This window comes from Nostoc linckia z4 (genome assembly GCF_002608075.1).
Lineage (GTDB): Bacteria > Cyanobacteriota > Cyanobacteriia > Cyanobacteriales > Nostocaceae > Nostoc > Nostoc linckia.
Window position 1 is genome coordinate 168342 of record NZ_LAHA01000006.1, and the last position, 12937, is coordinate 181278.

Consider the following 12937-nt stretch of genomic DNA (forward strand, 5'->3'; position numbering starts at 1 on the left):
AAAATGGAATATTCTGATTGTAATAAATAATCATATACTTTCCCAAATATGAATAACTTGAAATCATCAGGCTTCACTTGCTGGTTAACTGGATTATCTGGTGCAGGAAAGTCAACTTTAGGAATCGAAATCACTAAAGCACTAGAGGAATTATCAGTTCCATGTGAATATTTAGATGGTGATGTTATCCGTACCAATCTTTCTAAAGGCTTGGGTTTTTCTCGTGAAGATAGAAATACCAACGTTGCCAGAGTTGGTTTTGTTTGTGGACTGTTAAATAAACATGGCATCAATACCATTGTGGCTTTAATTTCACCTTATCGAGATGGCCGCGAACAACTGAAACTTCAAATACCCAATTTTATCGAAATTTTTGTTGATACTCCTTTGGATGTTTGTATTAAAAGAGATATTAAGGGTTTGTATAAAAAAGCTTTAGCTGGGGAAATTGCTGAATTTACTGGAATTTCGTCTCCCTACGAACAGCCTTTAAATCCAGATATCACTCTCAAAACTCATAAAGAAAGTGTCAGTCAATGTGTGGAAACGGTTATCAATTATCTTCAAAGACAGGGGAAAATATAAGGAGTCAGGAGTCAGGAGTCAGGAGTCAGAATTCAGGAGTCAGGAGTCAGGAGTCAGGAGTCAGGAGTCAGGAGTCAGAATTCAGAATTTTAAATAAGGTTTAGTTGAAGTAGGTGGACACAATTATTTAGAAGACGCATTTCGACTTTGCTCAATGCTCGTTAAGCTTATTCCAAGAGGGTTGAGTGCAGCGATGCACTGCGCCGCCGTGAGCTTGTCGAAGGGAGCCTGTCGAAGTGTGGAAACCCGGCGATATCGAGTTAGGTTTAATTTAGTTCTTCTATTTATCAAGAAAGGCAGAGGACTATCAGACGCGATAAATCGCTGTCTACAAGTGTTTTGGTGTTATCTGAAGTGTATTGGATTATAGACTAATACGGTTTAGTTAAGGCTAAAAGTCTTTGTCAATGTCAATTTTTTTAACGAACCGCAAAGGACGCAAAGGACGCAAAGAGAAGGAAGAAATGCTTAACTGAATCGTATTGAATTATAGATAGTATCTAAACAAACAAACCCGCTTAAGCGGGTTTATAATTTCTGAACGTATGTTTCCATTAATTCGCCTCCAAATTGTTATTGGAGACCTGTGACTGATATGCACATTTTTGCATGTGTATCTTTGGAAAAGTTTCCATTAATTCGCCTCCAAATTGTTATTGGAGACTTCACCCCATCTGTACAGAGTAAATGGTGAAACTTTAGTTTCCATTAATTCGCCTCCAAATTGTTATTGGAGACTGCTCCAAGAGCCAGAACTCCAGCACAAAATCAATTCGTTTCCATTAATTCACCTCCAAATTGTTATTGGAGACGAACTTATCGGTAAGTTCAATTTCTACTTTAAGAGTTTCCATTAATTCGCCTCCAAATTGTTATTGGAGACGCTGACTACATCAAAGATGGGCTAAACGATCGCATCACCCAAATCAAGTTTCCATTAATTCGCCTCCAAATTGTTATTGGAGACTCTTATTTGGATGGAGCAACATCTGGGGCTAAAGACGTTTCCATTAATTCGCCTCCAAATTGTTATTGGAGACAATACCGCGCCGACTCCGATTTACCCCTGAGCAATGTTTCCATTAATTCGCCTCCAAATTGTTATTGGAGACTTGGTCATCCTTAGATTGGACACCTGCCAAATCAGGGTTTCCATTAATTCGCCTCCAAATTGTTATTGGAGACGTTGCTAACTATGCCAGCAACGTGAAAGCAATCAGTTTCCATTAATTCGCCTCCAAATTGTTATTGGAGACTTCCTTTATGTATATAGTAATAATTCCCTTATTGATGCCGTTTCCATTAATTCGCCTCCAAATTGTTATTGGAGACCCCTCCGAAAGAGAGAGAAGAGTATTTAATGTTAAAAGTTTCCATTAATTCGCCTCCAAATTGTTATTGGAGACTTGAAATTAATATAGAAGATAAAGATCTGTTAGATAGTTTCCATTAATTCGCCTCCAAATTGTTATTGGAGACACTGGCATCATGTTGTAGGTTGGGGTGGATATTTCGTTTCCATTAATTCGCCTCCAAATTGTTATTGGAGACAGCAAGACTCTGGGAGGCTTGCAAAAACAGGGTTGTAAGGTCTGTTTGCGCGGGTCTATTCAAAATTAACGTTTGAGCGATCGCTTGTCAAGATTTTGGTTAAACAAAAATCCTTGAAAACCTTGTAACACAACGTTTTCAAAGCTTGCGCGGATCTATTTTTAGCAAAAATCGCTCAAATACAATCACAGTAAAGATTTCAGCCTAAAATATTCTACTGTCTAAAAAAACAGCCAAGCTCCGCGCAAATCATTGCTAAAACCCCCAGTCAACAGTCATAACTCATTACTCAACCCATAGAACGATTATCCTACCCAAATTGAAAACGATAAACTTTTTACAAGGTGATTTAAAAGGTGTAGGGTAATGGTGCGATTAAAGCTGTGGCAATGGGTTGTGTTGGCAATGCCCATCGCTTTTATTATCATTTTTTTGCTGGTATCCGCCGGTTTACAAATCCATGCGTGGGGTATTAATTGGATTTGGGCTGTGTTCACTCTTTTGTTTGTTGGCTGGCGTTGGCTGTTAGTTAAATGGACTCAACCCGCCTTACAACAGGTGGAAGCTGTGTTGGCTGAGGTGCAGCAAGAATTGGAATCGGCGGTGGAAGATACGGTGGTATCAGCAGGAGGTGACACTACTAAGCAAGCCGAAGCTGCTTTGCAAGAAATTTTGCAAGCTGCACAAAGCGATCGCCCCTTGTGGGAAGATTGGCAAACTTTTTGGACGCGATGTCAAAATTTAGTTGTAGCCATCGCTCATATTTACAATCCCCAGGTTCAATACCCGCTGCTGAATATTTACGTACCCCAAGCTTACGGGCTGATTCGGGGAACGGTGGATGATGTGGATGTGTGGATGCAAAATTTATCCCCGGTACTTAATCAGGTAACGGTGGGACAAGCATACCAAGCTTACGAAGTTTACCGGAAGTTAGAACCATCTGCCAGGAAATTCTGGAAAGCTTGGAACTGGGCGCAGTGGCTATTAAATCCGGTGGCGGCGGTGGCGAAACAAGTTAGCCAAGGTTCTAGTAATCGCGCTACTGAGCAATTATTGGTGAATTTGAGCCAATTATTGCGGGAAGTTGCCTTGAGGAATTTATGCAAGCAAGCGATCGCTCTCTACGGAGGTAACACGTCTGCAATTCCAGTATCTTCAACTACACTAACTTTACCCAAAGCAAAAACCCAAACACTCAAAGAAATCCTCACTCAAGCCCAACCTGCTGAGGTGGTTGAACAAAAACCCGTAAATATTCTGTTGGTGGGGCGCACAGGTTCGGGAAAAAGCAGTTTAATTAATACGCTATTTCAAGCAGATTTGGCTATTGTGGATGTTTTGCCTAGTACGGATCGCATTCAAAATTACCAATGGCAGTCTCCAAGTGGAGAAACTTTGACGCTTTTAGATACACCTGGATACGAACAAGTCAACCGTACAAATTTCCGGAATATAGTGCTTGATTATGCAGCTAACGCGGATTTATTGTTGTTAGTTACCCCAGCCCTAGACCCGGCGTTGCAAATGGATGTGGATTTTCTCCAAGATATGAAAGGGGAAATTGCAGATTTACCAGCGATCGCAGTTGTGACTCAAGTCGATCGCCTGCGTCCCATCCGGGAATGGCAGCCGCCTTATGATTGGGAATGGGGCGATCGTCCCAAGGAAATTGCGATTCGTGAAGCTACTCAATACCGGGCTAAGTTGCTGAATGAATATTGTAATTTGGTTTTTCCCGTGGTGACGGCTGAGAGTAAAACCAACCGAGTGCCTTGGGGAATCGAGGCGCTGTCTTTGGGACTAGTAAACACCATCGCCCCTGCAAAACAACTGCGTCTCGCCCGATTTTTGCGTAACCTGGAAGCCCGCACTGTTGCCACTGCGAAAATCATCGACCGCTACACCTTTCAAATGGCTACCACCAAGGGATTAACATCTCTACTTAAAAGTCCAGTTCTTCAGTTTATTTCCACTTTATCAACTGGATCTCCAAACTTGGCTTATGTGTTGGCAGAACAAATTCCTGTGGAACAGTTACCAATTGTAATTGGTAAACTCCAAATGGCCTATGAGCTGTTCTCGCTTTTGAATACAGATAACCCCAACCAAGTGAATTTTGATTTACTATCTTTGTGGCCGTTGTTGTTAGACAACTCCGCTTCAGCCGAACAAAATGCTTGGGCATTTGGTCACGCCTTAGTGGAATATTGGACTCAAAATTTGACGGTGGAACAACTTAGCGATCGCTTTCAGAAGTATTTATCTACTTTAAATCCAATTAAACAGCAAAATTAATATAAACTTAGGGACTTCTAAGTATTGTTGACTGTTGACGGTTCACAGTTAACAGTCAACATCTCCTTAACTGAACCGTATTACCTGATTCACTACCATAAAAAAACTACGAGATACACACGTGTGCCCCACCTCGTAGTAACAATTTATAATCTCTGCGACTTTAATCAGGGGAAAGTTCAAAATTTCCCGATGGAACCTTCTCCTTCAGAAAATGCAGTTGCCTCAGCTTCTTTCAAGAATCCGCTGTAGGCTTCCATGCCGTGTTCGCCGATATCCAAACCTTCTAATTCTTCTTCTTTGGAAACTCTGATACCTAAAGTAGCTTTGAGAACTAACCAAAAAATGCTACTTACTAAAACAGTGAAACCACCTACTGAGATTACACCCAAAAATTGAACGCCCAACTGTCCAAGGCCACCGCCTGCAAATAAACCTTTTGCTGGGCCAAGTCCCTCACCATACCAAGAGTAAACACCAGGGCCAACAGACCACAGACCGATTGCTAGAGTTCCCCAAATACCGCAAACTAAGTGGACTGAGGTAGCTCCCACTGGGTCATCAATGCCAATTTTGTCAAAGAAGGTGACGGAGAATACTACAATTACTCCAGCAATTAAACCGATGATGAAAGCACTACCAATATTGACGAAAGCACAAGGGGCTGTAATTGCAACTAAGCCAGCCAAAATACCATTGATAATCATTGACAAGTCTGGTTTACCTAAGTAAAGCCAAGCTGTAATTGTGGCAGCAATACCGCCGACTGCACCAGCCATGTTGGTTGTTAAAGCAATGTGAGTAATTGCACTAGGATCGGCAGTCATTGTTGAACCAGGGTTGAAACCAAACCAGCCCAACCAAAGAATTAAACAGCCCAAGGTGGCAATACTCATGTTGTGGCCTGGTAGGGCAAGAACTTGCTTATCTTGATATTTACCAATGCGGGGCCCAAGAAATGCTGCTCCCATCAAAGCTGCCCAGCCACCGACGGAGTGAACCACCGTAGAACCAGCAAAATCCCAGAAACCGCTTTTTGCCAGCCAACCGCCGCCCCAAATCCAATGTCCGGTAATTGGGTAGGAAATACCTACGAGTAAGAGACTGAAAATCAGGAAGCCAACAAATTTAATTCTTTCAGCAACTGCACCCGAAACAATTGTTGCTGCGGTTCCAGCAAATACTAGCTGGAATAAAAATTTGGCTGCTAGGGGTACGCCAGCCCAACTAAGGGCACTGAAGATACCTTTATAAGCATCTCCTGTGGTAGGACTATTATCTTCTCCTGCTAAGAAAAACCCACTCAAGCCAAAGAAAGGGTTACCATCACCGAACATTAAGCCGAAGCCAATTGCCCAAAAAGCAACGGTGGCTAAAGCAAACACAATCAAGTTTTTAGCAAGAACGTTGACTGCATTTTTCTGGCGACAGAAGCCGGTTTCTAACATACAAAAACCAGCGTTCATGAAAAATACTAAAAAAGCTGCCAGCGCAACCCACAGTGTATCGAGAGCAATTTTCAATTCTGCTGTAGTCGGGCCGGCAGCTGGAGTTTGGGCAACTGCGGCATAACCCCAACCCAATACAATCAAACAAGCTAAAGGTAAGCAAGCTTGCCAACTGGGGGTGAGTCGCCCAAGTGCTAAATAAAATCTCTTGACTTTTGAATTTGATTGTGTAGTCTCTCTGTAATTTCTTACAGACAAATGCCTTCTTTTTGGGTTCGATTTTTGTTTGTACATGAATTTGAACATCATCCTTCAAAACATCGTTCAAAATAGGAAAAAATGCAATCGCAAACTGAAATTCCACGACTTTTGATATTTTTCCTTGAGACCACTTGTTTCCAAAGCAGAAAATCAAATATCCTTAGTAGGAGTTTAAAGAAATATTGGTACATTTGTAAATATTTTTTATATATCTTTTTCAGAAATTCAGATATTGTTTCTCGAACAACAAACTCTACTTTACTTAATCTTTAACGACCCCAAACAAAGATTGTCACATGTGTGGCAAGTAACAGGCCTGTAAGCTTATGATTGTCAGGATTTTACGAGCAGTTTATCAGCTAAAGTATGCTAAAGTATGCTTCAACTGCTAACTAAGTAGGTGTGAAAAAACTCAACTATGTTAAGAGAAAATAACTTAGCTTGAACTCTCTTTCCTCCTGAATTCAAAGTGGTGAGTAGGGAGTAGGGAATGGGAAAGACCACTTTCATATTTGACCTTTACTGCCTCCTGCCTCCTGCATGATTCTGACGATAAATATTCACAACAACCTACAGGATTCATATTTGATTTCTGCGAAGCTAGGTACACTTTTATTTGTTTTTATTTGTTAAGAGTCTCTAGGTGTGGTTCTCCGAATCAAATCGGATTTCTATACTTAAGAAATCACTCAAATAAAAATATGCTCTATTCCTTCTCAAAAGTGTTAATTTCAGAAGTCTGAGTAGCTTTTTTTTCTGCTTCTGTTATTGGATAAACATCTGGCCACACTGAAGCACCGTGTTGGTAAATATCGATACCGATGCCATCGCCTTGGGGATTGACACGTAAGCGTCCTATTGCTTTGAGACCACCATACATTAAAAAGGCAAAGCCAATGGTGAAAATTGCGATCGCCACTAACCCCAAAAGTTGTATCGCCAGCAAATCAAAGCCACCACCTAAAAATAATCCTGCCTTTTTGTTTAGCGTCAGTTCTGCTTGACCGAACAAGCCTATTGAGAGAGTACCCATCATGCCATTGATACCGTGTACAGAAAACGCCCCTACCGGATCGTCGATGTGGACTGACTCGATAAAATCTATTCCCAGTACAACCAAAATACCACCCGTCAAACCAATCAAAACTGCTGCCCAAGGAGCAACGAAAGCGCAAGGTGCTGTAATTCCTACCAATCCAGCCAAAGAACCATTAAGACAATAAACCAAATCCCATTTCCCTGTGCGGATGTATTGGAAAATTATCGTTGCCAGTGCCGCTGTGCTAGCAGCTAATGTAGTATTAATTGTTACTAAACCCATTAATCCTGGATTAGCTGTGCTGAGAGTTGAACCAGGGTTGAATCCGTACCAGCCAAACCACAAAATCATCGTTCCCAGAGTTGCCAATCCCAAATTATGGGCTGGCGGTAGTGTCCCCCAAGGCGGACGACCGGGACGGGGGCCGAGTAAATAAGCACCAATCAAGGCTGTCCAGCCACCCACGGTGTGCACAACGGAACTACCGGCAAAATCATGATAGTACAACTTGGTTAACCAGCCGTTAGCGTTCCAAGCCCAATGAACTACCAGTGGGTAGCTAATTCCACCAATAATGCCACTGTAAATTAAATCACCAATAAAATCCGTTCTTCCGGCCATTGAACCGGTGGTAATGGTAGTAGCAGTAGCAGCAAAAGCGAATTGAAAGAAGAACAAGGTATAGGTATTGATGGCGGCTGTGGAACCAGGTGCCCCTAATGGATAACTACCATCAGCAGCTGGTAACTGACTGAGGAAGAAGGTATCTATGCCAAACAAACCGCCAAAACTCGTACCAAAGGCAATACCAAAGCCGATAGCCCACCATGTCAAAATGGTTACAGCAGCATTAATGAAGTTTTCCAATAAGGCATTAACTACACTTCTTTGCCGCAGCAAACCTGCTTCTAACATGGCAAACCCAGTTTGCATAAAGAATACTAAAAAACCAGATAGTAATACCCAGGTAGTATCAATGGAAATTTGCAGCTTTGTCGTCGTTTCCGATAAAGATTGCACAGTAGGAGGATCTGCCGCCTGGACAACTGTCGGCGCTAAAACTGCAAATACCATTGAACCGATACCTAGCGCCATTAGGCGATACCAGGGTTGAATACGGTTATTCATTGCTCACTTTTTGCTGCTGGAAAAGCGATCGCCGATGTTGATCGATAGCTCAACAACATTTGGCTGCACTTTGGTAAATTTATACCTCAAATGTATAAATTTGATTGATTGTCTATTTACTTGAACCAAAAAACTGTATTATTGAATACACTTTTCTAGGATTTTGATGGCAACATAGCTTTCGGTAAAACAAATAAAGCAACTATATCCTTTGCAGTTACGTATTTTCCGGTATTATAATTAGACAAATTTATATTTGATTAAGTTTTTATACGAAAAATTAATTACTCGTTACTTTTAAAGTTATGCGGAATACACGATATTCAATGTGTATGAAACCGCTCTGTTAAACCTACCCAAAACTACTTAAGTCTAGTAGTCTGCCAACTCAAAAATGTTAGGTGGACGTTGGGTAAAGGTTAAAGGGAAAAGGGAAAGGGATAAAAAACATGAGTCCCTTTCCCCTTCACCTTTAAAGAGCCAAGTTGCCTTGGCGTACTACTAGCTTGCTACCTGACGTTGATGTTCTTGATCCAGAAATGCGTTCGGCTGAAATTTGGCAATCTTTTCATCGATAATAAAAGATTTCACATATTCAATCATCATCGGTTGGAGGGAAAACAAACCCGATTTGACATCAATCCACGATCGCCCTTGCAGTAGTTCTAAGGTTTCCAGTAGTTCTTGGGATGAAACTGAGGATGGCATCTTTGTTCGTAGCTGTGAAAAAGAAATGGGTTGACGATCGAGTACCATGCATTGAATCGTTACTTTAGCTACATCCGGTAGGTGTTCAAATTCTGGATCTAAATCGTTGAGAATTGTACCGAAAAGTGTAACTTTTTGTTTTAAAAATTCAGTAATACTACCATCAAATAACCTTTGAATCGTTATGGCAATGCGGTTTAGTATATGGGGATTTCCTGCATAGGATTCGATTAATCGATTCCAGTCGTCTGGCGTTCCTCTAAAGGTTCCTTTTGTTTTCAAAAGTTCTTGTATGTCTGTAACCTGTAATCCTTGGAGAGAAAATACTCGCACAGGTGTTGTATTTCCTTCAAGCGGAGCGATCTCATGGGATTTGATCCGACTAGTTAAGATTAAGCAACTTTGATGGGTAGCTTCTCCCACTCTCCTAAATAATTCACAGTATTCCCCGACGGTTGTGTGGTGGAGCCAGATGCAATTTCGACAGGTGATTTCTGTGGCTGCACATTCTTGGAGAAATCTGTCAGCACCATCTAAAACTAGTAAACAACGATGATGTTGCAGATAATGAATCAGTCGTGAAATTCTGTGATTGAATGATTCTGGTAGATCGGTTTCTTTCCCATCGGATAGGACGGAGATTAAGTCTGCAAGGAGATCGTTGACTGAAGGAGCCGGAAGGAGCGATCGCCAAATCACGAACTCAAACTGATTGTGAAGTTGTTGAGCGAGCTTCACCGATAGACAGGTTTTGCCGATACCACCCATACCCAATAGTGTGATGAGACGGCAGGGTATTGGTTGCTCTGGGGTAGACTCAGCTAAAATCCAGTGCTTCAAGGTTGCCAGTTCTTCTGTACGTCCGTAAAAAAGGGATACATCTGGTGCTTCTCCCCAATCAATTCGATTTGGAATTTTTCTGTTGTCTTCCTGCGGATTGATATCTGGATTGGCTAACTGATAGTCGTTAGGTTCTAGTTGTAGTTTGAATGCTTGGAAACAATAATTCAGGGTTTGCCGATCTACTCCTATTTCACAGGCAAATACCTTTGCTACCGTATCTGGGTCTAACCCCATGCGAAAGCCTAAAGCTTCACGGGTATAATGTTTATCGAAATTTTCATTACTTTCTGATTGAGATTTTGCATCTTGGAGTTTCTGCAATCCTTGGGGCGTTAGGATTACACCACGTCTGCGGCTTCTTTGTTGGGATTTCATGGGGAATGTTGCAGGTGACAAATGTATTTTTTATGGATAGGCATGAACGTTTGTAGTGCATCGTTAAGATACACCAACAAACATGAGATAACTGGCACAAGTCAGCAGTAAATAACTTCAGCTGCCAAAGCTATAAAATTATCTACAACTCAATCGAGTCTTAATTGTCAAAACTGTACCTATTCAAACGATTTTTTTAAGAATTATGATAGGAAACACAGATATTAAGAACTATTTCAGTCTGAAATCAGGTAAGTTTTACAAGACTAAGTGAAGTAAATTTATCCAGCTAATTTTATGTTACCTGCTTTATTCTCCCACCAACATTAAGTAATTTTACGGATTGGATTTAGTTGGCGATGCCTTTCTTTTGTGTTGTATTTTCGTAATTCAGCTTTTGAATAGCGATCGCTGTTGCTGGAATTGGGAAGCGATCGCTTCTGCTGGCTAATATTCGTCTGTGCACCGCAGATACTCGATTTTCCTGGGGGGAAGGTCACGGTTGCCTATGTCTAATCAAATTGTACTCAGATTGGGCGGGTTTTTCGATTGATCTGAAATGTATGGGCGATCGCACAATTGATTCCAATGTCTGAGTCGTGAGAAAAAGGTCAAAGTTTTCAGGCTTTAAAGTTCATCAAACTCACGTACTTTTATGTTAGGGCAATACAGTTCGGATAAGTTCAAAATTCTGGGAGAGGCAGCCAGAAATATTTCTTCAGATTTGCTTTTTGGCAACCCGAAGTTAAGCAATTTTAGTGCCGCTGATTAAGTTCGTCATAATTAAGCACTTACTCCTGCAAGTGGTGAAATGCTTGTTGATACTAGTGATGATAAATTTTATGAGAAAATCCACACCATTTTTATTAAAATCCTTAATTTCGGTTGATGCAATTGACTTAATAAAGCAAAACTATAACAGAAAGCATTGTTCCCAAAGATTAAAAATAATTGGGTTGAAATAAAGGTCGTTACCAATGTCAATCACTGGAAAATTCACGAATATTCCTAATGGCAATATCGTGCCAACAGTATCAGGCAACCGTCTGAGTGCAACTTTTAAGATGGAGGCAACTTTTACAAATCCAAGTGGTTCTGATGATTGTGCAGGAGGTGAGTATCGTCAATACGTAAAAGGTGTCTTTAAGTGTAACGGGAAAGAGGTTACACATCAGTTATGTACAACATATCTTTCAAAAGAAAATTTGCAAGAAGATGGTTGTCCACCAGAAAAATGTACTGCTTATGGTTATCGGAGTTGTGATTATAAGAAACAAGAGTACACACCAACTAGAGACAAAGGTTGTACTTTCTCGGCAGACGACACACCTAGTATTACAAGCAATCCTGGAGATGAGGTAGAAATAGACCTAAGTTTTGTAGGACAACTTATAGATACAAAAAAACCCGATAAAATACTCGCTCAAGCAATATGGACGGTGAAAGGTACAGGAAAACTAGTGGCACAAAAGTTAAGCACTGTAGAAGATACGATCACAAAAACAAATGAAAGGCTCTCAGTTCAAGCAATTTATAATTGTGAAACTGATACTTGGGATTTTAACGTTATCATTTCCCGCCCATCTGGTTTACCACCTATCCACAGTAGTGAGATTGAAGTACAATTTCTAGACGCAACAGGCAAATTACTTAATATACTTACAGCCCAACGTGGTCAACTAACTGAGGTTGGTGGAACAAATCTTAAGAGTGCAGTTGCAATGTATCAAGTAAGCACTGGTAAAACTCTACCTGCATCTTTATTTGTGAAGTTTCGTGAAGATACTTACTCTATGAATCTTCAATAAATTTGAATTATCTTAACTTCCCGTTTTTCACAGTTTATTCAATCATTTGTTGACTTTTAAAAAGTCTCTTTTTTTACAACTATCTAGTAATCATAAGAGGTCAAGATGATGGTTCAAGATGAAGTTACATACACCCTTACAGCTATCAACAATTCCACCAATTCAACTAACATTTGTGTTTTTCAGCAAGACCCAAATATTGGAGTTTCTAATGTATGCTCTTTAGCATGGTTTTCAAAATATGCTTATCAAGGTACAACAGTTAATTTTAGTTGGAAATTAAATTATAACTTTGTCTGGTCTGTAACAGGTGAGTTGAAGCCAGGAATACCGTTTAATGCAACCCAGGCTCCTGTGGCCGGATTGCAAAATAACAACCAGATTTCATTGGACTATGACCCAATTCATGATGCTTATTTCTTCACTCCCTCCTCTCCAATTACAGCACCGCCATCAGGCATACTTCGTATCTTGGAAACTGACAACATCCCTCTTAAGAAAGCATCTGTAGGTATTGGTATGGATGGAAAGGGCACGTTTGTTGTAGAAGCTCAACCTAACTTGACATTGAACTTTACCCCTCACCCCAAATATTATATTCTTGCTGGTAATTTCACACAGGGTCAGGTATTGGACATTTCAGAAACGACTGCCGCTCTAGAAGTGTCGTTTGATAAAGTTTATCAAATGACAGCAATTTTGAATGAAGATAATATTTGGAGTATCAAATCAACTCTTGAGGTAAATAAGCGATTTCTTGAATTAAGGAAGACTAACCATCATGTGAAATGGGGATCGCTCTACTGAAGGAAATTACTTTTGGTTTAAAAAACTAGCCTCTTCATTTTCTATCTGGTGTTGCTGATTCAATGTATGAATCAGTAACACCAAAT

7 protein-coding genes and 1 CRISPR repeat array are annotated in these 12937 nt (G+C 40.6%); of the genes, 4 read left to right on the forward strand and 3 right to left on the reverse strand.

What is annotated here, in order from left to right; translation table 11 throughout:
- Positions 1–48 precede the first annotated feature (48 nt).
- Both cysC and VF06_RS08300 read left to right on the forward strand, forming a co-directional pair.
- Positions 49–585: an adenylyl-sulfate kinase gene (gene cysC, locus VF06_RS08295; protein WP_099067849.1), complete on the forward strand. Its 537-nt coding sequence runs from the start codon at positions 49–51 to the stop codon at positions 583–585.
- A 547-nt stretch (positions 586–1132) separates the two neighbouring features.
- Positions 1133–2136: a CRISPR direct-repeat array (repeat unit 37 nt; unit sequence GTTTCCATTAATTCGCCTCCAAATTGTTATTGGAGAC).
- A gap of 366 nt (positions 2137–2502) precedes the next feature.
- Positions 2503–4434, forward strand: a complete 1932-nt coding sequence (locus VF06_RS08300; protein WP_099067850.1) for a GTPase family protein — start codon at positions 2503–2505, stop codon at positions 4432–4434.
- Positions 4435–4613: 179 nt separating this feature from the next.
- On the opposite strand, the gene VF06_RS08305 is transcribed toward VF06_RS08300, so the two are convergent.
- The 3 genes from VF06_RS08305 to VF06_RS08315 all read right to left on the reverse strand — a co-directional run bounded on the left by VF06_RS08305 (position 4614) and on the right by VF06_RS08315 (position 10236).
- A complete protein-coding gene (locus VF06_RS08305) occupies positions 4614–6176 on the reverse strand; it encodes an ammonium transporter (protein WP_099067851.1) in 1563 nt (520 codons plus the stop codon).
- Positions 6177–6849: 673 nt separating this feature from the next.
- Complete coding sequence (locus VF06_RS08310) at positions 6850–8310, reverse strand: ammonium transporter (protein ID WP_099067852.1); 1461 nt, start codon at positions 8308–8310, stop codon at positions 6850–6852.
- 501 nt (positions 8311–8811) lie between these two features.
- Complete coding sequence (locus VF06_RS08315; protein WP_099067853.1) at positions 8812–10236, reverse strand: NB-ARC domain-containing protein; 1425 nt, start codon at positions 10234–10236, stop codon at positions 8812–8814.
- Positions 10237–11213: 977 nt separating this feature from the next.
- Between VF06_RS08315 and VF06_RS08320 the strand changes: the two genes are divergently transcribed.
- Together VF06_RS08320 and VF06_RS08325 are read left to right on the forward strand one after the other, a co-directional pair.
- Positions 11214–12044 carry a hypothetical protein gene (locus VF06_RS08320; protein WP_099067854.1) on the forward strand — a complete coding sequence of 277 codons (831 nt, stop codon included), beginning with the start codon at positions 11214–11216 and terminating at the stop codon, positions 12042–12044.
- A gap of 105 nt (positions 12045–12149) precedes the next feature.
- Entirely contained in the window at positions 12150–12851 is a 702-nt protein-coding gene (locus tag VF06_RS08325; RefSeq protein ID WP_143861725.1) for a RhiA family protein, read from the forward strand.
- The last annotated feature ends 86 nt before the right edge of the window (positions 12852–12937 follow it).